The following is a 22,589-nucleotide window of genomic DNA, read 5'->3' as shown; positions in this document are numbered from 1 at the left end:
TTTGATTTAATACGAAGAATGGAGGGAACATACGATGGTAAAATACCTAGCTATCATTGTCTTAGCTTTCCTAAGGAATCCGATCCTGAGGAGTTTGATTTTCCTAGTGATGATGAATGAATTGGGGCGACCACACAGAAAACGGGCGGGGGCAAACCCCGCCCGCCGTACTGCGTAAGCAGCGGATCTTTGAAAAAGCGTCCAAACGACCGGCGACGTCGCCCGAGTCCGCGGCGCCGGAACCGGCAGGGTTTTTGCGGAGGCGGACCGTTATCATTAGCTTGAACGGTCGCCGAGATGCAAAAACCTGTGCCTGCGCTGCTTCGTAGCGACGGCGTTTCGACTAGTGTCGAAACTCCGATTCAAGGCCCCAGCCCATATAAGTAAACAGGCTGTTTGTCAAAGGTCCGCGGCTGCCACCACCTAGAAGGTGTGGCCGAGGCCGAGGCCTAGGCCTTGGGCGAGAACAGGCTGGAGCACAGGCGGGGGCCGAAAAGGAAGATCAGGAAACAGCACGAGCTGTCGTCATTGATGAGTAGGCGTCAGCCGGAGTCCGGCCCGACCGTTTTCCGGCGGGCTAAGGCTGTCCGGCCGGCGGAAGATGGATGACTGGAGCTTCAGCGTTGTCGCCCTTGGACGGGGCGACCGCCATTAGAATGAGCCGGTCCGCAACGGCGGTTTGCCGCGGTATCTTTGACCTTCTATAGTCCTGCGGCTTTGATCTCACCCCAACTGGCGGGTTCGACGGCGGCGTCCGCGAAGCTCAGGCGGAAGCGGTGCAGCTTGGTGGACAGGTAACCCGTCGGGCTGTCCAGGTACTTGTGGTACAGCAGGCGGTCGCCATCCGCCGTCCACATCCAGGTGTCGATGTCTGTCGAGTTGTCGCCGGACCACTGGTACTCGACGAGGAGATTGTCGACGCCGTTGTATTCGAAGGTGATGAAACCTTCGAGGGTCAACCAGTCGTCGACGGCGCAGGAGAGGATGAGGGGGTCGGCGGCGTGGACGAGCTGGGGGGTGTTGCCGTCGTAGTTGTCGGCGAAGTTGTCGGTCAGCTCGTCGAGGGAGGTGTGGCAGAGGCGCATCTCCCAACCGTTGAACTCGGCCCTGGTTGCGGCGGAGGCGGCTTGGAAGGTGATCTCGGTCAGCGTGCCGGAAGTGCAGATCTCCTGGGCGAGTACCAGATCCTGGACTCGGTAGGAGTTCACTCAGTGGCCGCAGAAGGGGATGTTGGTGGGCGTCTCGGCCTGGCCGACGACGACTTCGAAGGCGCCGGCGGCGCACAGCAGGCCGAGCAGAACGAGGGTTGTCCGTTTCATGGCTGCCTCCGGCTGGGTAGGTTACATTAATAAGGATACAACCGTCGGCGGGCGGGGTCAATTACCCGGTTCAATCTACCCGGTTCAATCGATGATCGAGGGCGGGCCGGGAAGGCTGTCGCCGCCTTCGCCCTGGGGAGCGGCGGCGGTGAGGCGCTCCAGCTCTTCCAGCCCCCGGGGCGCCCGGCCGCCGCTGGACTCGAGCCGCGCCAGTTCCCGCTCGATCCAGCCCTCGACCGCGCGGCGAAAGGGCCACATGAAGAGGTAGCGCCCCGAGGCGAACTGGCGGACGAGCTTCTCCGCCCGGCGCCGGGCCAGCTTGGGGCTGCGTTCTCGGTAGGCCCGCAGGGTCTCGCGGTAGCCCCGCCATTCGAACAGCGCCCGCAGAGTGATCACCGCGGGCAGAGGCAACAGCAGGTAGGCGATGATGAAGGGCAGCGGTCCCAGGCGTTGCTGATCCAGTAGGTGGACGGCCTCGTGGCGCAGCACCAGGTAGCCCGCCCGGGTGCCGAACAGCCGCTCGGCCAGATGGACGGTTCCGTTCCAGGTGAAAGCGTCGAAGCCGGAGAGCTCTACGCCCAACGGTTTTCCCAGCGTATCCAGCAGTTTTATCCAGCCGGACCGGCCCATGATCCGCAGGCGAAAGACGCGGACCTCGGTCAGGGCGGCCGCCAAACGCCAGAAGGGGGCGTAGTCGCCTGACCGGGGTGGCCGCTCGGGGGGCGTCCAGGCCGGCATCACAGTCCCAGTTGGGCGCGCAGAGTGTCAAGGCGCGGATCCGGCAACCCCTCGAGCTCCAGGGCCCGCCGCAGGGCCGAGCGGGCCCCGGCGGCGTCCCCCGTCTGCAACAGGACGTAGCTGCGCGTGGTCCAAAGGGAGCGCTCGTCGGGCAGTTCGGCCAGGGCCCGCTCCAGCAGGCCGAGCGCTTCACCGGCCCGTCCAACGCCCAGCAGGGCGTAGACCCGGACGTTGTAGAGCTGGGGCGCGGCCTCGCCCAGCTCGAGGGCCCGAGCGCTGTACTCCAGCGCCAGGTCAGGACGACCCAGATTGAGGTAGCTGGCCGCCAGATTGGTCAGGCAGCCGAGATGGTTGGGTTGGCGCTCCAGGGCCCGTTCGAGCAAACCGACGACCTCGACCGTTTTCCCCCTGCGGGCCAGGGCGATGGCCAGGTTGGCGGCGTTGTCCGGCTGTCCGCCCGAGAGGTCGTAAGCCCGTCGCAGCAGTCCTTCGGCCTCCTCGAGCTCGCCACGCTCCAGGGCGTAGAGGCCCAGGTTGTTGTAGAAGAAGGGGTTGTCCGGTTCTTCCTCGATGGCCGCCTGATAGGCCGCCACGGCTCCCGCCGGATCATCGAGCCGTCGGTGGGCCTCGGCCAGCCGCCCCCAGTTGTAGGCCTCCTCGACCCGGTAGTCCGCCGGCCAGGGACCGTTGACCAGCAGCGCCGCCGGCGCCAGCCACAGCACCGTCCAACGCAGCTCCCGCCAACGACGGTTGCGTAGAACATCGATCAGATGATAAACACCGTAAGCAGCGAAGGGAATCAACAGCAGCGTCAGCGGCATGCGGTAACGGCCGGTGACGAACATCCCGACCACCATGACGGCGTACAGCAACAAGTAGACGCCGACTAGCCAGTGCCGCGTCCGCCAGGGCCGCCAGCGGGCCAATCCGACCACAGCCAGGGGCAACAACAGCCAGAAGCCCACCGGCAGCAGCCAGAACCACCAACCGCCGTGACGGCGGACGAAGTAGAAGTCGAGATGGTTGGGCATCTCGTAATCGTTGACCAACAGCAGCGCCTTGCGGCCGATCAAGCCGATCGCCGCCGGCAGATCGGCGAAGATCTCCTCCAACGCTTCGTCGAACCAGAAGGCGTCGTACTCCGCCGCGCTCAAACTACGGCCGCGGATCGCCTCGGCCCGTTGCTTCGTCGCGGCGTAGAGCTCGTCCTTGAATTCATCGGGTACGTTGAAGGTCCCGTCGGCGCCGCGATGGTTGCCGATCCAGAAAACGACCCCGCCGTTGCAGGACAGCAGGACGCCCTCCTCATCCACCGCAGCGTTGCGCAGGGTCACCGGGAGGATGAAGACGAAACACAGCCCGACGATCAGCGCGCCCGCGCCGAGGGCCTTGAGCCAGCGCCAGCCCGCGCTGCGCCGTAGATACACGATGAGGAACACCGCCAACACCAGCGCCACCAGCCAGGTGTTCGGCCGCCCCAGCGCCGCCAGGCCGCAGAAAACTCCGGCGCCAACGAGTCGCCCCCAGCCGCGCTCGTCCAAAAAGCGCAGCAGAAACCATAGCGCCAAGGCCAGAAACAGCAGCTCCCAGGCCGTCATCAAGGTGTCCCATTCCAGGAAGGCCAGATAGCCGTAGAACGCCGTCGCCAAACCCGTGATTCGGCCGACGATCTCGCCGCGCCGCCGTTCGGTGTCCGCTTCGCCGCCGAACAACCGCCGGGCGATCGCGAACAGCACCACCGCCGTCAGCGCCCCCGCCAGGGCCTGCAACACCCGCACCAAGGTCAGCGACTTGCCGAAGATCGACCAGACCAGGGCCAGCAGGTAGGGGTAACCCGTCGACGAATGAAAAAAGGCCTCGTCACCGGCCAGCAGGTCCCCGGACAGGATCTCGTCGGCCAGCTCCTCGTACTTGTAGGCGTCGGCGACGTTGACCATGCCCAGGGGCTCATCGGCCAGGGTGAACACCGCACCCAGCCGCAGGGCCAACGCCACGGTAAAGATGACGAGCGGCCAGCGGCGGCGCCGGATCCAAGCCCAGAGGCCCTCGTCGCCCCCAACCACAGCCGTTGCGGTTTCAATACTCATGAGCTCCTCATCGGAGAACGGGATGCTTGCTCGATGAAACAACGACCAGTTTAACGCCTGGGCCGCAGGGAAACAAGACGCCCCCGCGAAAAACAGCCCCGCCCGTTACGCACCCCGCTGGAAGCGTCCGCCGCCGGAACCGGCACGGTTTTTGCATCTCGGCGATCGTTGCGACGGAAGCTAACGGTCCGCCTCCGCAAAAACCGTGCCGGTTCCGGCGGTACGGGCGCTGGTGAACCGTTTGGTCAAGGGATGCTATTTTTCGCGGGGGCGGTCGCCCCGGTAGTTGTGTCGGCGGTGTGTCGGCGCGCTTTTGTCCGACGAAAAACCTTGACAGACTCCGGGAGGCTATCTTATTCTCATCGCCCTTCGAGCGCACTGCTTTGAGGCTATTGCTGAGTAAGTTACGATTTACCAAGGGCTAACGGGTGGATGTAACGAACCGCTCGCCGGACTCTTTCCCGCTAAGCGCCCTTACAACGCATCCGAGGTAGAAACACCGATGCCGACCGTCAACCAGCTCGTCCGCAAGGGTCGCAAGGTCCACCGGAAAAAGACCAAGTCGCCGGCCCTGCAGTCCTGTCCGCAGCGCAAGGGCGTCTGCACCCGCGTCTGGACCGTGACGCCCAAGAAGCCGAACTCGGCCCTGCGCAAGGTCGCCCGTGTGCGTCTGACCAACGGGATTGAGGTAACCAGCTACATCCCCGGCGAGGGCCACAACCTGCAGGAGCACAGCATCGTGCTGGTCCGCGGCGGCCGTGTCAAGGATCTTCCCGGCGTGCGCTACCACATCGTCCGCGGCACCCTGGACGCTATCGGCGTCAGCGGTCGCAAGCAGCAGCGTTCCAAGTACGGCACCCGGAAGGAGGGTTAGCCCATGTCCCGCAGACAGAAGGTCTCCCGGCGCAAGCTGACCCCGGATCCACTTCACGGTTCACCGTTGGTGACGCGCTTCATCAACAATCTGATGTACGACGGCAAGAAGTCCACCGCCGAGCACATCTTCTACGACGCCCTCGAGCTCGTCGAAAAGAAAACGGGCAAGGAAGGCTTCCAGGTCTTCCAGGACGCCCTCAAGAACGTCAAGCCGACCCTCGAGGTCAAGAGCCGCCGCATCGGCGGCGCCACCTACCAGGTGCCCCTCGAGGTTTCGCCGGAGCGCAAGGTCACCCTGGCCATCCGCTGGATGATCTCTTTCGCCCGCAAGCGTCACGAGCACGGCATGACCAATAAGCTAGCCATGGAGCTGATCGACGCCCATAACGGCGTCGGCGCCTCCGTCAAGAAGCGCGAGGACACGCACCGCATGGCCGAGGCCAACAAGGCCTTCGCCCACTTCCGCGTCTAAGCGCAGCAGCAACACCCTTCCCCGGGGTCTTGACGCCGTCCCGCCTGCGCGGCGGGAAACTCGTCAACCCCCCACCGAGCCGGGTGGGCTGGACTGGGGACCGGGCAATCGGCACGGTCGCTATCCCAGGACGGTCGGCATTCGACAGGGACCTTATCGACAAGGCACCCCGAATGAGACCGCCGAAGCACCTCGTCCAGCCATAATCAGCGCCCGCTAAGGCCGCCGCGCCGCACGTCTCCCGTCGGAGCGCCGACCGACAAGGGCCCCCGGAAAGACCGGAGGGGCTGAGATAGGCCCCGCGCCATACCCCAGCCGTCCCCGAGATCTCAGCCGTACCCCGTCGACGCATATCATCGGGCAGCGGGCGACGATCAGCGGGCGGCAGACGGTTCGCCGGCGACCGGTCAGTGTCGGGCCGCGCCCGACCTCGCACCCGCCCATGGGGCGACTGCAACTACAGCTTAAACCATCGCGCACGGAACCGCCGAGACGACAGCGGTCTCACCGGCGTCCGTGCGGCGGATGTACGCCCGACATCCACCCGACATCGGCCCGGGACGCCGCCGGGCCGGTTCTGGGCGGACTTTACCCGCCGTACGCCGTCCCGGCCGTCAGGATCACCCGTGAGTAAAGCGAGCCACACAAACGCCAGCGCGAAAACCGACGCCGAGATCGCCCGGGTGCGCAACGTCGGGATCACCGCCCATATCGACGCCGGCAAGACCACCCTGACCGAGCGGATCCTTTACTATACGGGCAAGACTCACAAGATCGGCGAGGTCCACGACGGGGCCGCCGAGATGGACTGGATGGAGCAGGAGAAGGAGCGCGGCATCACCATCACCTCCGCCGCCACCACCTGCTTCTGGCGCGAGCACCGGATCAACATCATCGACACCCCGGGCCACGTCGACTTCACCGTCGAGGTGGAGCGTTCTTTGAGAGTTCTGGACGGCGCCGTGGGCGTCTTCTGCGGCGTGGCGGGAGTTCAGCCGCAGTCCGAGACCGTCTGGCGCCAGGCCGCCCGTTACGGCGTACCGCGCATCGCCGTCATCAACAAGCTCGACCGCATCGGCGCCGATTACGACCGCGCCGTCGCCGACCTCGTCGACAAACTCGAAGCCTCCCCCGTCCCCGTCACCATCCCCCTGGGGCTGGAGGACGAGTTCCGCGGCGTCATCGACCTGGTCCGCGAGGAGCTGGTCACCTTCGGCGATGATCTGGGCCTGTCCGTCGAGCGCCGTACCCTGACCGACGGGGAGCGCGACTACGCCGCGCCCTACCGGGAGCGTCTCGTCGAGGCCGCCTGCGACTACGACGATGGGCTGCTCGAGGCCTACCTTCACGGTGAGGAGCTGGACCCCGGGCTCTTGCTGGCCGCCCTGCGCGCCGGCACCCTGGCCAGCGAGCTGCACCCGGTCTTCGCCGCCAGCGCCCTGCGCAACAAGGGCGTCCAGCCGGTCATCGACGCCGTCATCGATCTGCTGCCCAGTCCGCTGGACCGCGGCGCCGTCGGCGGGCTCAACCCGGAAAACGGTGAACGGGAGACGCGCCGGCCCGACGCCGGCGAACCGTCCACGGCCTACGTCTTCAAGACGGCCACCGACCCCTTCGTCGGCAACCTGACCTTCTTCCGCACCTACTCGGGCACCCTGAGCGTCAAGGACGTCCTGCTCAACAGCCACACCGGCCGCAAGGTGCGCATCAACCGCCTGCTGGAGATGCACGCCAATAAAAAGCACGACGTCAAGACCCTGGGTCCCGGCGAGATCGGCGCCGCCGTCGGCCTCAAAGGCTGTCGCACCAACGACACCCTCTGCGATCCCCGGTACCCCCTGGTCCTCGGCGAGATCGAATTCCCGGAGCCCGTCGTCCGCGTGGCCATCGAGCCCCGCTCGACGGAGGACGAGAAGAAGCTCGAGGCGTCCCTGGACGAGCTGGCCGCCGACGATCCGACCTTCACCGTTCACGAAGACGCCGAGACCGGCCAACGGATCATCTCCGGCATGGGCGAGCTGCACCTCGAGGTGATCGTCGACCGCCTGCGGCGCGAGTTCAACGTCGGCTGTCGCGTCGGCGAGCCCCAGATCGCCTACAAGGAATCCGTCACCGCCGCCGGCAAGGCCCGTTTCACCCTCGATCGCTTGCTGGGCGGCAGGCGGCAGTTCGCCGAGGTCGCTGTGGCCGTTGAACCCAACGCATCCGGCGCCGGCTTCGCCTTCACCGGCGATATCGATGAACTGCCCCGGGATTTCCACGCGGCGATCGCCGAGGGCTGCCGTCAGGGCACCTTCTCCGGCCCCGTCGCCGGCTATCCGATGGTCGACGTCAAGGCCCGCCTCGTCGGGGCGCGCCACGACGACGAGGCCTCGACGCCCGAGGTCTTCCAGGCCGCCGCCTTCCGGGCCTTCCATCAGGCCTGCGAACAGGCCGCCGCCGTGGTCCTCGAACCGACCATGGCCCTGGAGATCACCTGTCCCGAGGACTTCGTCGGCAATGTGCTCAAGGACCTGGTCGCCCGCCGGGGTCAGATCCTGGAGACCCAGGTTCGCGGCGGCGCCCAGATCATCGACGCCCTGGTGCCGCTGTCGGCGATGTTCGGCTACGCCACCGCCGTGCGCTCGCTGACCCAGGGCCGCGCCGCCTATCACATGCAGTTCGAGCGTTATGATCCCGTTCCCGAGGACGCCCCGGGGCGCTGGTGGGACAAATAAACGACCCGCACAGGTCGAAAAGACGCAGGGCGCACCTTTTGGGGCTGGACTTGTCTCGGCGACCTGTGTTATATTGTCGGCCCTTTGCACCTCACGAGCGGGACCGCGTGCGGTCGAGACCGTGAGGACCGGACTTCTCGGGAGTACGCTCCATAAGTAGCCGACCGAAGCACCCGCAGAAGGACCCGCAGAAGGACCCGCAGGAGGACCCGCAGGAGGACCCGCAGGAGGATCCGCGCAGAAGGATCCGCTAAGCATGGCCTAAGCCTGGCCAAAGACTGCCAAGTGCCGGTCGGGTTCGTGTTCCCGTTTCCAGGCCCGGACCGGCACCGTCTCGGCAACGTACAAGGCTTTGCTCCGGAACAGCCAAAAGCGACCACCCAACGGTATCGAGTTTTCGCAGCTTGATTACTTAACCTTTGAAAAAGACAGACACGCTGGCATGTTTCCAAACTCGGCTCATGAGCCCATTTAGAGGAGACCAAGATGGCTAAGCAGAAGTTCGAGCGCACGAAGCCCCATGTCAACGTCGGGACCATCGGTCACGTTGATCATGGTAAAACCACGCTCACCGCCGCCATTACCCTTAATCTGTCCAAGGCCGGCCTCTGCGATTTCATCTCCTTCGACGATATCGACAAGGCCCCCGAGGAGCGGGAACGCGGCATCACCATCAACACCGCCCACGTGGAGTACCAGTCGGAGAACCGGCACTACGCCCACGTCGACTGCCCCGGCCACGCCGACTACGTCAAGAACATGGTCACCGGCGCCGCGCAGATGGACGGCGCCATCCTGGTCGTCAGCGCCGCCGACGGTCCGATGCCCCAGACCCGCGAGCACATCCTGCTGGCCCGCCAGGTCGGCGTCCCCAGCATGGTCGTCTTCCTTAATAAAACCGATATGCTGGACGATCCCGAGCTGCTCGAGCTCGTCGAGCTCGAGGTCCGCGAGCTGCTGACCGAGTACGAGTTCCCCGGCGACGACATCCCCTTCGTCAAGGGTTCGGCCCTCAAGGCCCTCAACTCCGGCTCCGGCGACCGCGACGACGAGGACGTCAAGTGCGTCTTCGAACTCGTCGACGCTCTGGACAGCTACATCCCCGAGCCCGAGCGCGAGAAGGACAAACCCTTCCTGATGCCGGTCGAGGACGTCTTCACCATCACCGGCCGCGGCACCGTGGCCACGGGCCGCATCGAGCGCGGCGTCGTCCACGTCGGTGACAAGATCGACATCGTCGGGATGCAGGACGACATCCAGAACACCACGGTCACCGGCGTCGAGATGTTCCGTAAGCTGCTCGACGAGGGCGAGGCCGGCGACAACGTCGGTTGTCTGCTGCGCGGCGTCGACCGCAAGGACATCCAGCGCGGCATGGTGCTGGCGGCTCCCAAGTCGATCACCCCGCACACCCACTTCACCTCCCGGGTCTACGTGCTGACCCAGGAGGAAGGCGGGCGTCACACCCCGTTCTTCGCCGGCTACCGGCCCCAGTTCTTCTTCCGCACCACCGACGTTACCGGCACCATCAAGGAGATCGAGGCCGCCGAGATGGTCATGCCCGGCGACACGGTCAAGATGGAGATCGAGCTGATCACCCCCATCGCCATGGAAGAAGAGCTGCGCTTCGCCATCCGCGAGGGCGGCCGCACCGTCGGCGCCGGTGTCGTCACCGGCATCATCAAGTAGGCGTCAGTGGAACAGGCCGGGCGACGGCCGACCGTCGCCCGGTCAATCACCGGGTCCGCCGCGGCTGTAGCCACACCGGCCGACTCGATCCCCCGGATAACGAACCAAAGAAGGGTTATGGCCACCAGCGACAAGATACGCATTCGTCTGCGGGCCTACGACCACCGCTTGCTGGACAAGTCGGTCGAGAACATCGTCAGCACGGTGCGCTCCACGGGCGCCGAGATCGTCGGACCGGTGCCGCTGCCCACGCGGATCCACCGTTTCACGGTCAACCGTTCGCCCCACGTCGACAAGAAGTCGCGCGAGCAGTTCGAGATGCGCATCCACAAGCGGTTGATCGACATCCTCCAGCCGACCTCGGAGACCACCGACGCCCTGATGCGTCTGGACCTCCCCGCCGGCGTGGACGTAGACATCAAGCTCTAACGGCGCCGCAACGGCCGGAGCGGCCCGCACGCTCCCCCACCGGACGCCCGAACAAGAGAGAGTCAAAGTGGTAAAGGGCTTATTAGGTCGCAAACTGGGAATGACCCAGATCTACGTCGAGGACGCCCTCGTGCCCGTCACGGTCCTCGAGTTGGGCCCCTGCACCGTCACCGACGTGCGAACCCCGGACCGCCACGGCTATACCGCCGTTCAGTTGGGCTACGGCCAGGTCAAGGCCGCCCGGCTGACCCGGCCCCTGCGCGGCCAGTTCGAGCAGCGCAAGCTCGAACCGCGGCGCTGGCTGGCCGAGGTTCCCTGTGAGGCCGACGACGACTACACACCGGGCGACACCGTCGACGTCTCCCTCTTCGACGAAATTGAAGCCGTCGACGTCATCGGACGCACCAAGGGACGCGGCTTCGCCGGAGCGGTCAAACGCCACGGTTTCGCCGGCGGTCCCAACACCCACGGCGCTCATTTCCACCGCGCCCCGGGCTCCATCGGCGCCTGCGCCTGGCCCTCCAAGGTGGTCAAGGGCAAGCGCCTGCCCGGGCATTACGGTAACGAGCGCCAGACGACGCGCAACCTCAAAGTCGTCCGCGTAGACGCCGAAAACAATCTGCTTTACGTCAAGGGCGCCGTCCCCGGCGCCAAGGGCGGACGGATCATCGTCCGCGTTCGGAGCTAGACCATGCTGACCTTCGAAGTTTTCAACCGTGACGGCGAATCCGTCGGCGAGCTGGAGCTGCCCCTCGAGGAGCTCGACGGTCCCACGACCACCGTCTCCAACGTGGTCCGCGCCCTGCACGCCAACCGGCGCCGCGGCACCGCCTCGACCAAGACCCGCGCCGAAGTGCGCGGCGGCGGCCGCAAACCCTGGCGGCAGAAGGGCACCGGCCGGGCCCGTCACGGCTCCCGGCGCAGCCCCATCTGGCGCACCGGCGGCATCACCTTCGGGCCCCGGCCGCGCAGCTACGAGCAGCGCCTGCCCAAGAAGGTCCGGCGCCGCGCCCTGGCCGAGGCCCTGGGCTGCCGCACCACCGACATCCGCATCCTCGACGAGTGGCGGATCGACGAACCCAAAACCCGTGAGGTCTTCCGGGTGCTGGGCAACCTCGACGCCCGGGAGAAGCCTCTCCTCGTCACCACCGACGGCGACGCCGTCCTCTGGAAGTCCAGCCGCAACATCCCCGGCTGCCGGCTGACCCGCGTCGACGATCTCAACCCCCACCTGGTGCTCTGGCACGGCAAGCTGGTCTTCACCCGCGCCGCCGCCGAGCGCCTGGCCGGCAAGCTCGGAGGTGACTCCCGGTGAGAGAGCCCCACGAGATCCTCATCCGCCCCGTGCTGGGCGACAAGGCCTCCCTCGATCGCGAGGACCGCAACAAGTACCACTTCATCGTCCTGCACGACGCCAACAAGATCGAGATCAAGCACGCCGTCGAAGAGGCCTTCAAGGTCAAGGTGCTGCGGGTCAACACCGCCAATTTCTCCGGCAAGAAGCGCACCCAGCGTTTTAAAGAGGGCAGCACGGCCGCCTACAAGAAGGCCGTCGTCACCCTGGCCCCGGACAACCGGATCAATATCTTCGAGAACGCCTAAGCGAGCCGTTCCGGCGGCCAGGCGCCCCGGAACTCAGCCGCCAAGGAGCCCACGATGTCCGTCAAGAAAATGAAGCCGACCTCGGCCGGCACCCGCCACGCCACCCGGCTCAAGGCCGACGGCTTGAACAAAGCCCGCTCGCCCAAGGGCCTGCGCAAGGCCAAGCACAGCAAGGGCGGCCGCAACAACACCGGCCGCATCACCATGCGGCGTCTGGGCGGCGGCCACAAACGCCAGCTCCGCGTCGTCGACTTCAAGCGCACCAAGGACGGCGTCCCCGGCGTGGTCGCCTCGATCGACTACGATCCCAACCGCTCGTCCAATCTGGCCCTGGTCAAGTACCTCGACGGCGACTGGCGTTATATCCTTCACGCCCGCGGCCTGACCGTCGGCGACACCGTCATCAGCGGCGAGGCCGTCGAGGTCAAGCCCGGCAACGCCATGCCCCTGCGCAGCGTCCCCGTCGGCCACCTGGTCCACAACGTCGAGCTCAAGCCCGGCAAGGGCGGGCAGATGGCCCGCAGCGCCGGCGCCTGGGCCCGCTTGGCCGCCAAGGAGGGCGACTGGGGCCACCTGCGCCTGCCCTCGGGCGAGGTCCGCCTGGTCAACCTCAACTGCCGGGCCACCATCGGCCAGGTCGGCCTGGCCGAGCACAACCAGGTCGCCCTGGGCAAGGCCGGCCGCAAGCGCTGGCTCGGCCGGCGTCCCAAGGTCCGCGGCGTGGTGATGAACCCCGTCGACCACCCCCACGGCGGCGGCGAGGGCCGCACCTCGGGCGGTCGCCACCCCAGCTCCCCCTGGGGCAAGCTGACCAAGGGCAAGCGCACCCGCAAGTCCAAGAACCGCTACATGGTCCTGGGCCGTCGTCGCGGCAAGCAGGGCGGCGCCCGCGCCAAGGGTCAGGTCAAAACCTCGTAGCCCATCAGCCGCTCCGTCGCCGGACAGCCGGCGCCGGTCCGACAAACCTGGCGGCCGTCAACAACGCCGACCGCCGGAGGAGCAGACCAACCGATGTCCAGATCCATCAAGAAAGGGCCCTACGTAGACGCCCGTTTGCTGGCCAAGATCGAGGAACTCAATCGCACCGGCGAACGCAGGGTGATCAAGACCTGGGCGCGCAGCTCCACGATCCCGCCCGAGTTCATCCGCCAGACCATCGCCGTCTACAACGGCCGCAAGCACGTGCCCGTCTACATCACCGAAGAGATGGTGGGTCACAAGCTGGGTGAGTTCGCCCCGACACGGACCTTCCGCAGCCACGGCGGCAAGACCGCCCGTTCCACCTCGCTCAAGTAACCGAAGAGGGGCCGATTTCACCGGCAGCGGTCCGGCCGACGCCGACGCCGTCGCCCTGACCCTCTACGCCGGCTCGAACGACAGAGCCTTCCGCCAAAGAGAGCGCAACATGCAGGCCAAGATCAAATACGTGCGCATTTCACCCTTCAAGCTCCGGCGCGTCGCCGACGCCGTGCGCGGTCGCAACGTCAACGAGGCCATCGCCATGCTGGGCTACATGAAGGGCGCCTCGGCGCCGATCATCCGCAAGCTGCTCAACTCCGCCCTGGCCAACGCCGCCTCCAACGACCTTGACGGCGTCCTCGATCTGGACACCCTGATCATCAAGGATCTGCAGGTCGACCAGGGGCCCACGCTTAAACGGATGCGTTACAAGGCCAAGGGCATGTTCGGTCGCGTCCTCAAGCGGACTTCCAAGCTGCGCGTCCGCCTGGCCGAGCCCGCCGCCTAGCCAACCACCGACGAGGGGAAAAGAGACGTTATGGGACAGAAAACCCACCCCACCGGCTTTCGCCTGGGCTACATCAAGCCCTGGAAATCCCGCTGGTTCGCCCGCGGCGACACCTACCGCGAGCAGCTCCATCAGGACATCCATCTGCGGCGGGAGCTCAAGGAACGCTTCTACGGCGCCGGGGTCAGCGCGATCGAGTTCGAGCGTCTGCCCAACCTGGTCACCGTGATCATCCGCTGCAGCCGGCCCGGGATCATCATCGGCCGCAAGGGCAGCGAGGTCAACAAACTGCGTGACGAGCTGGCCGAACGTCTCGGCAAGCCCGTCAAGGTGGCCATCGACGAGGTGCGCTCTCCCGAGACCAACGCCCAACTTGTCGCCGAGAACGTCGCCCAACAGCTCGAGAAGCGTATGGGCTTCCGCCGGGCGATGAAAAAGGTCCAGGAGGCCGCCCTGCGTCGCGGCGCCCTGGGCGTCAAGATCATCTGCTCGGGCCGCCTGGGCGGCGCCGAGATGAGCCGCACCGAGCGTTACATCGTCGGCCGTGTGCCGCTGCACACCCTGCGCGCCGACATCGACTTCGGCCTGGCCGAGGCCGGCACCACCGCCGGTCGCATCGGCGTCAAGGTCTGGATCTACCACGGCGAGAAGCTGCCCGGCACCGAGGGCCTCAAGGGCTCCGATATCAACGCCCCCCGGGGCGGCGGCCGGCGCGGCGATCGTCGCCCGCCCCGCGGCGGTCGGCGTGACGGCAGGAGGAACCGCTGATGCTGCAACCCAAACGAACCAAGTGGCGCAAGCACCAGCGCGGCCGGATGCGCGGCAAGGCCCATCGCGGCAGCTCCCTGAACTACGGCCAGTACGGCCTGATGGCCCTGGATCCCCACTGGATCACCGGCCGGCAGATTGAGGCCGCCCGCGTGACCATCAACCGCCACGTCAAGCGCGGCGGGAAGCTGTGGATCCGCATCTTCCCCACCAAGACCTATACCAAGAAGCCGCAGGAAGTCCGCATGGGATCCGGTAAGGGCGCTCCCGAGGGCTGGGTGGCCGTGGTCAAGCCGGGCCGGATCATGTTCGAACTCGACGGCATCGACCGCGCCACCGCCTACGAGGCCATGCGCCTGGCCAGCCACAAGCTGCCCATCCGCACCCGCTTCGTCGAACGCTAGTATCCGAACACTAGGAGCTTGTAGGCATGAAGTCGACCGAGCTGAAGCAGATGACCGAGGCCGAGCTGGAGAGCACCCATGACGAGCTCACCACCGAGCTGATGAACCTGCGCTTCCAGCTGCGCATGAAGCAGCTCTCCAACCCGGCGCGCATCCGGCAGGTGCGCAAAGATATCGCCCGCATTAAAACCATCCTCTGGGAGCGTCGCCACGCCCCCGCCGACGAGGGTTAACGATGGCCGTAAGCAAACGCAAACGCCGGATCGGACGAGTGGCCTCCGACGCCCACGCCAAGACCGTGGTGGTCGTCGTCGAGCGCCGTCAGTCCCATCCCCTGTATCGCAAGACGATCACCCTGACCAGCCGTTACATGGCCCACGACGAGAACAACGAGTGTCGCGCCGGCGACCGGGTCCTCATCGAAGAAACCCGGCCGCTGTCCAAGCGCAAGTGCTGGCGGGTGCTGGACATTCTCGAACGGTCCAGCGCGTGAGCGCCCGGACCCCATAACCACCACGCCCCGGCGGCGGCGCGCCTCCGCCCTTCGTGGGACGACGGCGGGGCCAAAGGCGGTAGCAGATGATTCAACAAGAAAGCATCCTCAACGTCACCGACAACTCCGGTGCGAAAAAGGCATTGTGCATCAAGGTCCTCGGTGGATCGCGACGCCGCTACGCCTCGGTGGGCGATGTCGTCGTGGTCACCATTAAAGAGGCCCTGCCCAACAGCCAGGTCAAGGCCAGCTCCGTGGTACGCGCCGTCATCGTGCGCACCCGCAAGGAGATCCGCCGCAAGGACGGCTCCTACATCCGCTTCGACGACAACGCCGCGGTGATCATCGGCCCCCTGGGCGAGCCCGTCGCCACCCGCGTCTTCGGCCCCGTGGCCCGCGAACTCAGGGAGAAGAAATTCTACCGCGTCGTCGCCCTGGCCCCGGAGGTGCTCTAGCAATGTCTCGGATTACCAAACTGCGCAAGGGCGACACCGTCGAGGTCATCTCCGGCGAGGACCGCGGCAAGCGCGGCGAGATCCTCAAGATCTTCCTCGATGATCAACGCGCCGTCGTCCAGGGCGTCAACTTCGTCAAGAAGCACCAGCGACAGACCAGCCAAGACGTCCAGGGCGGCATCATCGAACTCGAGGCCCCCGTTCGTCTGAGCAACCTGATGCTGGTCTGCCCCAAGTGCGGCAAGCCCAGCCGCCTGGGCATCGTCCGCACCGACGGCGAACGCAAGCGCGTCTGCAAGCGCTGCGACGCCGAGTTCGCTTAGCAGGAGGCAGTCGTGACCGCCAGGCTTCAACAGCATTACCAAGAGCAGGTCCGCCCGGCCCTCACCAAGCGCTTCGGGTTCCATAACCCGATGCAGGTGCCCCGGCTGACCAAGATCGTCCTCAACCGCGGCATCGGTGACTCCAAGGAGAACCCCAAGATCGTCGAGGGCGCCGTCGAGGACCTGACCGCCATTACCGGTCAAAAGCCCGTGTTGACCCGGGCCAAAAAGTCGATCGCCCAATTCAAGATCCGCGAGGGCTACGTCGTCGGCTGCCGCGTCACCCTGCGCCGCCAACGGATGTACGAGTTCTTCGACCGTCTGATCAGCGTCGCCCTGCCCCAGATCCGCGATTTCCAGGGCATGGGCGATCGCGCCTTCGACGGCCGCGGCAACTACAACCTCGGGCTGACTGAACAGGTGATCTTCCCCGAGATCAACTACGATGATATCTCCCAGGTCGCCGGGATGACCGTCACCATCTGCACCAACGCCCCCGACGACGAACAGGCCAAAGCCCTGTTACAAGAGCTGGGTATGCCTTTCAGCAAACCGCTGCCCTAACAGCCGCAGGAGGAACCGGTGGCCCGCACCGCCTTACGAGTCAAGGCCCGACGCCCGCAAAAGTACAAGGTGCGCGAATACAACCGCTGCCCGCTGTGCGGACGCGCCCGCGCCTACTACCGGCGCTTCGACATGTGCCGCATCTGCTTGCGCAAACTGGCCCTCGAGGGGAAGCTCCCCGGCGTAACCAAGGCCAGCTGGTAAGCGCAGAACGCGATTTCTAGCACCTTCTTCCCACGCGGCGACGGCCGCCAGTTAGAGGTTCTACCAATTATGGTGATGACAGACCCCATCGCCGATCTGCTGACCCGCATCCGCAACGCCTTCCGGGCCGACCATCAACGGGTCACCATCGGCTACTCCAAGTTCAAGGAATCCATCGTCAAGCTCCTCGTCGACGAAGGCTACCTCACCGGCTACCGCGTCGAGCGTGATGAAGGCCACCCCAGTCTCGTCGTCGACATCAAGTACGGCGACCGCGGCGAACCCGCCATCCGGGGTCTCGAACGGGTCTCCAAGCCCGGCCTGCGCATCTACGTCCGCCGGGACACCATCCCCTACGTCAAGAACGGACTGGGTGTCGCCGTCATCTCCACCTCCCACGGCGTACTGCCCGACTACGCCGCCCGGCGCAAGGGCGTCGGCGGCGAATACATCTGCCGCGTCTGGTAGGGAGCGATTGCAAACGGCGAACCCGCCGCCGGCCCGATCGAGAATGATCGCAGCCCGCAAGGGCGAGCGAGAAGCAGACACGAAAGCGACTTTCAAAACCGACCTACGAAAACGCCAGCGAAGAAAACGCCAGCGAAGAAAACGCCAGCGAACCCGCGAGCCGGCCCGCAACCCCAAACTAGCCAAGCACGACGGTCAAGAAAGCGGTCCGGCCCCGTTTCCTAAAACCCGCTGCGCAAGTCCACCCCCCGGGACGCCGGCGTACAAGCAGTCACCAACATCCACCGGCATCCGTATCGAGGAAACGCCACCGGGACCGACGCAACCAGGAACCGCCCCGACGTCGTCCCCCCAGGAGGTCACGATGAGCCGCATCGGCGCCAACCCCATCCCCGTGCCCGACAAGGTCGACATCAAGCTCGACGGTCGGATCATCCACGTCAAGGGACCCCGGGGCGAGTTGAGCTGGGAAGTCGTCAACCCCATCGCCTTCGAGCTGCGCGACGAAGGGCTGTGCTTCACCCGGCCCGACGAGACCAAGCAATCCAAGTCCCTCCACGGCCTGGCCCGCTCGCTGACCGCCAACATGATCCAGGGGGTCACCGAGGGTTTCGAGAAGAAGCTCGAGATCCGCGGCACCGGCTACCGCGCCCAGGTCAAAGGCTCGACCCTCCTCCTCAACGTCGGTTTCTGCCACCCCGTCGAGATCCCGGCGCCCGAAGGCATCGCCTTCGCCGTCGAACCCCGGGGCGACTTCACCCTGATCACCGTCTCCGGCATCGACAAGCAGCTCGTCGGCGAGACCGCCGCCCGCATCCGCCGCGTACGGCCCCCGGAACCCTACAAGGGCAAGGGCATCCGCTACGACGGCGAGTGGGTCCGCCAGAAGGCCGGCAAGGCCACCGTCGCCTAGCCGCACCAACCACTGTAACGGGGGGTCCTCCGGGGCCCGAGGTCCGCCGACACGCGGACCGACCGACAGGAGAACCATGCTCAAGAAACAGCGACTCAGAATGCGGCGGCACACCCATATCCGCAAACACGTCTCGGGCACGCCCGAACGCCCGCGGTTGGCCGTCTTCCGCTCCAACCGCCACCTTTACGTCCAGCTCATCGACGACGAGGCCGGTCGGACTCTGACCAGCGCCAGCACCCTGGAGCTGCGTAACGAGAGCGGCGCCGCTTCGGCCTGCAATATCGCCAACGCCGCCCGGGTGGGCGAGCTGATCGCCGAGCGGGCCAAGAACGCCGGCGTTGAACGCGTCGTCTTCGACCGCGGCGGTTTCCGCTACCACGGACGCGTCAAGGCTCTGGCCGACGCCGCCCGCAAGAGCGGGTTGCAGTTTTAACCTGATAAAGGGGAATGATGAGAAGAAAGGACATCCTCGGTGATCTCGAAGACCGCGTGATCACCATCAACCGCGTCGCCAAGGTGGTCAAGGGCGGCCGGCGCTTCAGCTTCAACGCCCTCGTCGTCGTCGGCGACAAGAAGGGTCGTGTCGGCTGGGGCCTCGGCAAGGCCCCCGAGGTGCCCGACGCCGTGCGCAAAGGCATCGAAGCCGCCAAGAAGGATATGCACAAGGTCCCCATGATCGGCACCACCATCCCCCACAAGATCGTCGGTCACGCCGGCGCCGGCCGTGTGCTGCTCAAGCCCGCCGCCCCCGGTACCGGGGTCATCGCCGGCGGTCCCGTCCGCGACATCCTCGAGGTCGCCGGCATCGGCGACATCCTGACCAAGACCCTCAACACCAACAACCCGCACAACGTCGTCCACGCCGTCTTTGACGCCCTGGAAAACATGATGGACATCGACAGCGTGGCCAAGCGGCGGGGTAAGCGACCCCTGATGCGTCACCACGGCTACTTCACCTTCCGCAGCCAGCGCAGCGAAAGCGAAGAGGAAAAGCCCGAAGAAGAAGACGCCGAAGAGGGGCCGATCGTCGGCTACACCGCCGGCGGCAGCCGCGAGGAACGTGATGAATAAAGTCGCCATCACCCAGATCAAGAGCCAGATCGGCGCCCTCAAACAACACAAGGTCACCCTCAAGACCCTCGGCCTGGGCAAGATCGGCCGGACCGTCGTCCACGACGACACCCCGCAGATCCGCGGGATGGCCTACGCCGTGCGCCATCTGGTCGAAGTCGAGACCCTAGAGGACTAATCCCGCCAAAGGGGAACCATGCAACTCAAACCCTCCAACAACAAGAAGAGGCGGCGCGTCGGCCGCGGCAACGGCTCGGGCCGCGGCACCTACTGCGGGCGCGGCATGAACGGCCAGAACTCCCGCTCCGGCGGCGGAGTGCGACGCGGTTTCGAGGGCGGACAGATGCCCCTGTTTCGCCGCCTGCCCAAGCGCGGCTTCAACTCCCGCCGCGGCTTGATGAAAAAACACTACGACTTCGTCAACGTCGGCGAGCTCGACGCCCTGGGCGCCGAAGGCGTCGTCGACATCGAACTGCTCAAAGCCCGACGCCGCGTGCGTACCCACGCAAGCCGCGTCAAGATCCTCGGTGACGGGGAAATCACCGGCGCCTACGAGGTCCGCGCCAACGCCTTCAGCGCCGGCGCCCGGGCCAAAATCGAGGCCGCCGGAGGGAAAGCGGTGGTGGTCTAGTGTTCAAGAGCATCCGCAACATGTTCGCGATCCCGGAGCTGCGGCAGCGCATCCTCTTCACCCTGTTGCTGCTGTTCGTCTACCGCATCGGCGGCCACATCCCCACCCCCGGGGTCAACGCCGGCGCCCTCTCCGACTGGTTCGCCAGCAAAGCCTCCGGCGGCGTCTTCGGTTTCTTCGACATGTTCGCCGGCGGCAACCTGCGCAAGGCCACCATCTTCGCTCTGGGCATCATGCCCTACATCTCCGCCTCGATCATCCTCCAGCTCCTCACCGCCGTCATCCCGGCCCTGGAGAAGCTCAAGAAGGAAGGCGAGGCCGGACGCAAGAAGATCACCCAGTACACCCGCTACGGCACCATCGGCCTCTCCCTGCTGCAGAGCTACGGCATCTCCGCCTGGATCCGCAACCTCGGCGCCAGCGAGATCCCCGGTCTCCTCGACCCCTCCCTGGGACCCTGGGGCTTCACCCTGCTGGCCATGATCACCATGACCGCCGGCACCGCCTTCATCATGTGGCTCGGCGAACAGATCTCCGAACGCGGTATCGGCAACGGCATCTCCCTGATCATCTTCATCGGCATCATCGCCCGCATACCAGCAGACTTCACCGCCAACGTCGATAAGCTGTTCCTCGGCGAGAGCAACATGATCAACACCGTCATCCTCCTGCTGGTGATGGTCCTCGTCGTCGCAGCCGTCGTCCTCATCCAGCAGGGTCAGCGCCGCATCCGCGTCCAGTACGCCAAACGCATCGTCGGACGCAAGATATACGGCGGCCAAACAACCCACATACCCCTGCGGGTCAATACCGCCGGCGTCATCCCGATCATCTTCGCCAGCGCCCTGATCATGTTCCCCAACACCATCCTAATGTTCACCGACGCCGAGTGGCTGCGCACCCTCGCCGGCTGGCTCGCCCCCGGCGAACCCCTCTACATGGTGATCTACGCCACACTGATTATCTTCTTCGCCTACTTCTACACCGCCATCGTGCTCAATCCGGCCGACCTGGCCGACAACATGAAAAAGTACGGCGGCTTCATCCCCGGCGTCCGACCAGGCAAACGCACCGAAGCCTTCATCGACCGCATCCTGACGCGCATCACCCTGGCCGGCGCCATCTTCCTGGCCATCATCGCCCTGCTGCCCATCGTGATGAGCCAGATCTTCCAGGCCCCCTTCGCCTTCGGCGGCACCGGACTGCTGATCGTCGTCGGCGTGGCCCTGGATACCATGCGCCAGATCGAAAGCCACCTGCTGATGCGCCACTACGACGGCTTCCTCAAGAAGGGCCGCATCCGCGGACGCCGCTAGCTCCGCCAACGGGCCCCGTCGCACTCCCGCGGACCGTCGGCCCCGTCGCCACGGTCCGCTTCCCCAAAGGGGCTGGATTGGGGGGCTGGATTGGGGGCTGGATTGGAACGGGTCCGCGGTTCATGATCAAGAACCGGACTGGGGACCCCGTTTTAAGCTGGAATGGAGACCGAAGCAAGGACTTGATTGGGCAGGACAGGGGACTGGACTGGGGGACAGGATTAGCGGGACAGGTTCGTGGGGGTGAGAAATTCAAGCCCTACGCCTTGATTGGGCTGGTCCCGGGCCGCTGGCGGGCCGGCGCGATAAATCCGCCGCCGCCGCGCCAACAATCAACAAGCAGAACAGCCCCTCGCAAAAGGTGCTGGAGCGCACCAGAATAGCATCACCCGGATCGTCCGCCGGCGACCCCGATCCGCTCCCGCCGGAAAAACAGCCTCCCTCCTCGACCGACCGCCAAAAACCGCCACCGCCGGAACCGGCACGGTTCTTGCGGAGGCGACCCGTTATCATCGTTCGAACGGGCGCCGAGATGCAAAAACCGTGCCGGTTCCGGCGGTGGCGGTCGCTTATCGACGCCCCCGGAGGCTGTTTTTCCGGCGGCGCCACCGAACACCTTCCTCAACGGGGAGCCATCGTGAGTCAGAGCGTCGTCTTCCTCGGTCCGCCGGGAGCCGGCAAGGGCACCATCGCCGAGCTACTCGAGCGGCGTCGGGGGCTGGTGCACCTCTCCACGGGTGATCTGATCCGCGCCGCCATCGCCGCCGGCGACGGACTGGGCCGGCGCATCGAGGGTGTCGTTAAGGAGGGTCGTCTGGTCGACGACGACACCGTCGAGGAGCTCCTGCGTCGCCGGCTCAACACCGACGCCGGACAGGCCTTCCTCTTCGACGGCTACCCGCGCAATCTCAACCAAGCCCGCCGTCTGGAGGGCTTGATGAATGAGGTTCCGGGGCAATTGGCCGGCGCCGTGGCGCTCGAGGTCCCGGAGGAGGAAGTCGTCCGCCGCTTGACCGCCCGGCTTCGCTGTCCGGTTTGCGGTCGCGTTTACAACAGCATCACCAAGCCGCCGCGGCGCGACCGCCGCTGCGACGCCGACGACGCCGAACTCGTTCAGCGCAGCGACGACAGCGCCGAGACGGTCCAGCGGCGCCTCGAGGTCTACCGCGAGCGAACCGCGCCCCTGATCGATTACTACGCCGGGCGCAAAGCGCTGGCTCAGGTTACCGGCGTCGGCCCGATCGAAAACGTCTATGGGCGCGTCGTCGACGCCTTGAACGAACTGGGGGTCCTGCGGTGA

General features: G+C 65.9%; 30 protein-coding genes. 27 read left to right on the top strand and 3 right to left on the bottom strand.

The window, feature by feature from the left end; all coding sequences use genetic code 11:
- Positions 1-701: 701 nt before the first annotated feature.
- From GF399_10365 to GF399_10355, 3 genes are all read right to left on the bottom strand, one after another.
- Positions 702-1,208 (bottom strand): hypothetical protein, encoded by a 507-nt coding sequence (locus tag GF399_10365; GenBank protein MBD3400718.1) that lies wholly within the window; start codon positions 1,206-1,208, stop codon positions 702-704.
- Positions 1,209-1,403: 195 nt separating this feature from the next.
- Positions 1,404-2,057: a hypothetical protein gene (locus GF399_10360; protein ID MBD3400717.1), complete on the bottom strand. Its 654-nt coding sequence runs from the start codon at positions 2,055-2,057 to the stop codon at positions 1,404-1,406.
- A complete protein-coding gene (locus tag GF399_10355) occupies positions 2,057-4,144 on the bottom strand; it encodes a tetratricopeptide repeat protein (GenBank protein MBD3400716.1) in 2,088 nt (695 codons plus the stop codon). Before GF399_10355 ends, GF399_10360 begins: the two co-directional genes overlap by 1 nt.
- Positions 4,145-4,646: 502 nt before the next feature.
- On the opposite strand from GF399_10355, the gene GF399_10350 reads away from it, so the two are divergent.
- The 27 genes from GF399_10350 (at position 4,647) to GF399_10220 (ending at position 22,589) form a co-directional block, all read left to right on the top strand.
- Complete coding sequence (locus GF399_10350; protein MBD3400715.1) at positions 4,647-5,018, top strand: 30S ribosomal protein S12; 372 nt, start codon at positions 4,647-4,649, stop codon at positions 5,016-5,018.
- 3 nt (positions 5,019-5,021) lie between these two features.
- Positions 5,022-5,492, top strand: a complete 471-nt coding sequence (gene rpsG / locus GF399_10345) for a 30S ribosomal protein S7 (GenBank protein ID MBD3400714.1) — start codon at positions 5,022-5,024, stop codon at positions 5,490-5,492.
- A 674-nt stretch (positions 5,493-6,166) separates the two neighbouring features.
- Positions 6,167-8,209 (top strand): elongation factor G, encoded by a 2,043-nt coding sequence (gene fusA / locus GF399_10340; GenBank protein MBD3400713.1) that lies wholly within the window; start codon positions 6,167-6,169, stop codon positions 8,207-8,209.
- A 486-nt stretch (positions 8,210-8,695) separates the two neighbouring features.
- A complete protein-coding gene (gene tuf, locus GF399_10335) occupies positions 8,696-9,898 on the top strand; it encodes an elongation factor Tu (GenBank protein ID MBD3400712.1) in 1,203 nt (400 codons plus the stop codon).
- Positions 9,899-10,015: 117 nt separating this feature from the next.
- Positions 10,016-10,327 (top strand): 30S ribosomal protein S10, encoded by a 312-nt coding sequence (gene rpsJ / locus GF399_10330; GenBank protein ID MBD3400711.1) that lies wholly within the window; start codon positions 10,016-10,018, stop codon positions 10,325-10,327.
- A 67-nt stretch (positions 10,328-10,394) separates the two neighbouring features.
- Positions 10,395-11,015, top strand: a complete 621-nt coding sequence (gene rplC, locus GF399_10325) for a 50S ribosomal protein L3 (GenBank protein ID MBD3400710.1) — start codon at positions 10,395-10,397, stop codon at positions 11,013-11,015.
- A gap of 3 nt (positions 11,016-11,018) precedes the next feature.
- Positions 11,019-11,642, top strand: coding sequence for a 50S ribosomal protein L4 (gene rplD / locus GF399_10320; protein MBD3400709.1), 624 nt, complete (start codon positions 11,019-11,021; stop codon positions 11,640-11,642).
- Positions 11,639-11,929: a 50S ribosomal protein L23 gene (gene rplW, locus GF399_10315; GenBank protein MBD3400708.1), complete on the top strand. Its 291-nt coding sequence runs from the start codon at positions 11,639-11,641 to the stop codon at positions 11,927-11,929. Before rplD ends, rplW begins: the two co-directional genes overlap by 4 nt.
- 54 nt (positions 11,930-11,983) lie before the next feature.
- Positions 11,984-12,847 carry a 50S ribosomal protein L2 gene (rplB, locus tag GF399_10310; GenBank protein MBD3400707.1) on the top strand — a complete coding sequence of 288 codons (864 nt, stop codon included), beginning with the start codon at positions 11,984-11,986 and terminating at the stop codon, positions 12,845-12,847.
- 93 nt (positions 12,848-12,940) lie between these two features.
- Positions 12,941-13,225: a 30S ribosomal protein S19 gene (rpsS, locus tag GF399_10305; protein ID MBD3400706.1), complete on the top strand. Its 285-nt coding sequence runs from the start codon at positions 12,941-12,943 to the stop codon at positions 13,223-13,225.
- Positions 13,226-13,334: 109 nt separating this feature from the next.
- The gene (gene rplV / locus GF399_10300; protein ID MBD3400705.1) at positions 13,335-13,676 is read left to right on the top strand and encodes a 50S ribosomal protein L22; all 342 of its coding nucleotides are present in this window, start codon (positions 13,335-13,337) and stop codon (positions 13,674-13,676) included.
- A gap of 30 nt (positions 13,677-13,706) precedes the next feature.
- The gene (rpsC, locus tag GF399_10295; protein ID MBD3400704.1) at positions 13,707-14,444 is read left to right on the top strand and encodes a 30S ribosomal protein S3; all 738 of its coding nucleotides are present in this window, start codon (positions 13,707-13,709) and stop codon (positions 14,442-14,444) included.
- A complete protein-coding gene (rplP, locus tag GF399_10290; protein ID MBD3400703.1) occupies positions 14,444-14,848 on the top strand; it encodes a 50S ribosomal protein L16 in 405 nt (134 codons plus the stop codon). Before rpsC ends, rplP begins: the two co-directional genes overlap by 1 nt.
- A 26-nt stretch (positions 14,849-14,874) precedes the next feature.
- Positions 14,875-15,081: a 50S ribosomal protein L29 gene (rpmC, locus tag GF399_10285; GenBank protein MBD3400702.1), complete on the top strand. Its 207-nt coding sequence runs from the start codon at positions 14,875-14,877 to the stop codon at positions 15,079-15,081.
- Between the two features lie 2 nt (positions 15,082-15,083).
- On the top strand, positions 15,084-15,341 hold the full coding sequence (gene rpsQ, locus GF399_10280; GenBank protein ID MBD3400701.1) for a 30S ribosomal protein S17: 258 nt from the start codon (positions 15,084-15,086) through the stop codon (positions 15,339-15,341).
- Positions 15,342-15,427: 86 nt separating this feature from the next.
- Complete coding sequence (gene rplN / locus GF399_10275) at positions 15,428-15,796, top strand: 50S ribosomal protein L14 (GenBank protein MBD3400700.1); 369 nt, start codon at positions 15,428-15,430, stop codon at positions 15,794-15,796.
- Between the two features lie 2 nt (positions 15,797-15,798).
- Complete coding sequence (locus GF399_10270) at positions 15,799-16,119, top strand: 50S ribosomal protein L24 (protein MBD3400699.1); 321 nt, start codon at positions 15,799-15,801, stop codon at positions 16,117-16,119.
- A gap of 12 nt (positions 16,120-16,131) precedes the next feature.
- On the top strand, positions 16,132-16,683 hold the full coding sequence (gene rplE, locus GF399_10265; protein ID MBD3400698.1) for a 50S ribosomal protein L5: 552 nt from the start codon (positions 16,132-16,134) through the stop codon (positions 16,681-16,683).
- Between the two features lie 18 nt (positions 16,684-16,701).
- A complete protein-coding gene (locus GF399_10260; GenBank protein MBD3400697.1) occupies positions 16,702-16,887 on the top strand; it encodes a type Z 30S ribosomal protein S14 in 186 nt (61 codons plus the stop codon).
- Positions 16,888-16,956: 69 nt separating this feature from the next.
- A complete protein-coding gene (gene rpsH, locus GF399_10255; GenBank protein MBD3400696.1) occupies positions 16,957-17,355 on the top strand; it encodes a 30S ribosomal protein S8 in 399 nt (132 codons plus the stop codon).
- Between the two features lie 364 nt (positions 17,356-17,719).
- Entirely contained in the window at positions 17,720-18,268 is a 549-nt protein-coding gene (rplF, locus tag GF399_10250) for a 50S ribosomal protein L6 (protein MBD3400695.1), read from the top strand.
- A gap of 76 nt (positions 18,269-18,344) precedes the next feature.
- The gene (gene rplR / locus GF399_10245; GenBank protein MBD3400694.1) at positions 18,345-18,704 is read left to right on the top strand and encodes a 50S ribosomal protein L18; all 360 of its coding nucleotides are present in this window, start codon (positions 18,345-18,347) and stop codon (positions 18,702-18,704) included.
- A gap of 17 nt (positions 18,705-18,721) precedes the next feature.
- A complete protein-coding gene (gene rpsE / locus GF399_10240) occupies positions 18,722-19,342 on the top strand; it encodes a 30S ribosomal protein S5 (GenBank protein ID MBD3400693.1) in 621 nt (206 codons plus the stop codon).
- Entirely contained in the window at positions 19,335-19,520 is a 186-nt protein-coding gene (rpmD, locus tag GF399_10235) for a 50S ribosomal protein L30 (GenBank protein ID MBD3400692.1), read from the top strand. The genes rpsE and rpmD overlap by 8 nt, the downstream gene beginning before the upstream one ends.
- An 18-nt stretch (positions 19,521-19,538) precedes the next feature.
- Positions 19,539-19,973, top strand: a complete 435-nt coding sequence (rplO, locus tag GF399_10230; GenBank protein MBD3400691.1) for a 50S ribosomal protein L15 — start codon at positions 19,539-19,541, stop codon at positions 19,971-19,973.
- Positions 19,973-21,289 carry a preprotein translocase subunit SecY gene (gene secY, locus GF399_10225; GenBank protein ID MBD3400690.1) on the top strand — a complete coding sequence of 439 codons (1,317 nt, stop codon included), beginning with the start codon at positions 19,973-19,975 and terminating at the stop codon, positions 21,287-21,289. The genes rplO and secY overlap by 1 nt, the downstream gene beginning before the upstream one ends.
- 532 nt (positions 21,290-21,821) lie before the next feature.
- Positions 21,822-22,589: an adenylate kinase gene (locus GF399_10220; protein MBD3400689.1), complete on the top strand. Its 768-nt coding sequence runs from the start codon at positions 21,822-21,824 to the stop codon at positions 22,587-22,589.

The organism is Candidatus Coatesbacteria bacterium (assembly GCA_014728225.1).
Taxonomy (GTDB): domain Bacteria; phylum RBG-13-66-14; class RBG-13-66-14; order RBG-13-66-14; family RBG-13-66-14; genus WJLX01.
This window is presented reverse-complemented; position numbering and strand designations above follow the sequence as displayed.

Excerpts from the sequence above, each read along its gene's own strand:
- GF399_10360 (MBD3400717.1), bottom strand. The coding sequence starts at position 2,057 with ATGCCGGCCTGGACGCCCCCCGAGCGGCCACCCCGGTCAGGCGACTAC.
- GF399_10355 (MBD3400716.1), bottom strand. The coding sequence starts at position 4,144 with ATGAGTATTGAAACCGCAACGGCTGTGGTTGGGGGCGACGAGGGCCTC.
- GF399_10350 (MBD3400715.1), top strand. The coding sequence starts at position 4,647 with ATGCCGACCGTCAACCAGCTCGTCCGCAAGGGTCGCAAGGTCCACCGG.
- rpsG (MBD3400714.1), top strand. The coding sequence starts at position 5,022 with ATGTCCCGCAGACAGAAGGTCTCCCGGCGCAAGCTGACCCCGGATCCA.
- tuf (MBD3400712.1), top strand. The coding sequence starts at position 8,696 with ATGGCTAAGCAGAAGTTCGAGCGCACGAAGCCCCATGTCAACGTCGGG.
- rpsJ (MBD3400711.1), top strand. The coding sequence starts at position 10,016 with ATGGCCACCAGCGACAAGATACGCATTCGTCTGCGGGCCTACGACCAC.
- rplD (MBD3400709.1), top strand. The coding sequence starts at position 11,019 with ATGCTGACCTTCGAAGTTTTCAACCGTGACGGCGAATCCGTCGGCGAG.
- rplB (MBD3400707.1), top strand. The coding sequence starts at position 11,984 with ATGTCCGTCAAGAAAATGAAGCCGACCTCGGCCGGCACCCGCCACGCC.
- rpsS (MBD3400706.1), top strand. The coding sequence starts at position 12,941 with ATGTCCAGATCCATCAAGAAAGGGCCCTACGTAGACGCCCGTTTGCTG.
- rplV (MBD3400705.1), top strand. The coding sequence starts at position 13,335 with ATGCAGGCCAAGATCAAATACGTGCGCATTTCACCCTTCAAGCTCCGG.
- rpsC (MBD3400704.1), top strand. The coding sequence starts at position 13,707 with ATGGGACAGAAAACCCACCCCACCGGCTTTCGCCTGGGCTACATCAAG.
- rplP (MBD3400703.1), top strand. The coding sequence starts at position 14,444 with ATGCTGCAACCCAAACGAACCAAGTGGCGCAAGCACCAGCGCGGCCGG.
- rpmC (MBD3400702.1), top strand. The coding sequence starts at position 14,875 with ATGAAGTCGACCGAGCTGAAGCAGATGACCGAGGCCGAGCTGGAGAGC.
- rpsQ (MBD3400701.1), top strand. The coding sequence starts at position 15,084 with ATGGCCGTAAGCAAACGCAAACGCCGGATCGGACGAGTGGCCTCCGAC.
- rplN (MBD3400700.1), top strand. The coding sequence starts at position 15,428 with ATGATTCAACAAGAAAGCATCCTCAACGTCACCGACAACTCCGGTGCG.
- GF399_10270 (MBD3400699.1), top strand. The coding sequence starts at position 15,799 with ATGTCTCGGATTACCAAACTGCGCAAGGGCGACACCGTCGAGGTCATC.
- rpsH (MBD3400696.1), top strand. The coding sequence starts at position 16,957 with ATGGTGATGACAGACCCCATCGCCGATCTGCTGACCCGCATCCGCAAC.
- rplF (MBD3400695.1), top strand. The coding sequence starts at position 17,720 with ATGAGCCGCATCGGCGCCAACCCCATCCCCGTGCCCGACAAGGTCGAC.
- rplR (MBD3400694.1), top strand. The coding sequence starts at position 18,345 with ATGCTCAAGAAACAGCGACTCAGAATGCGGCGGCACACCCATATCCGC.
- rpsE (MBD3400693.1), top strand. The coding sequence starts at position 18,722 with ATGAGAAGAAAGGACATCCTCGGTGATCTCGAAGACCGCGTGATCACC.
- rpmD (MBD3400692.1), top strand. The coding sequence starts at position 19,335 with ATGAATAAAGTCGCCATCACCCAGATCAAGAGCCAGATCGGCGCCCTC.
- rplO (MBD3400691.1), top strand. The coding sequence starts at position 19,539 with ATGCAACTCAAACCCTCCAACAACAAGAAGAGGCGGCGCGTCGGCCGC.
- GF399_10220 (MBD3400689.1), top strand. The coding sequence starts at position 21,822 with ATGCAAAAACCGTGCCGGTTCCGGCGGTGGCGGTCGCTTATCGACGCC.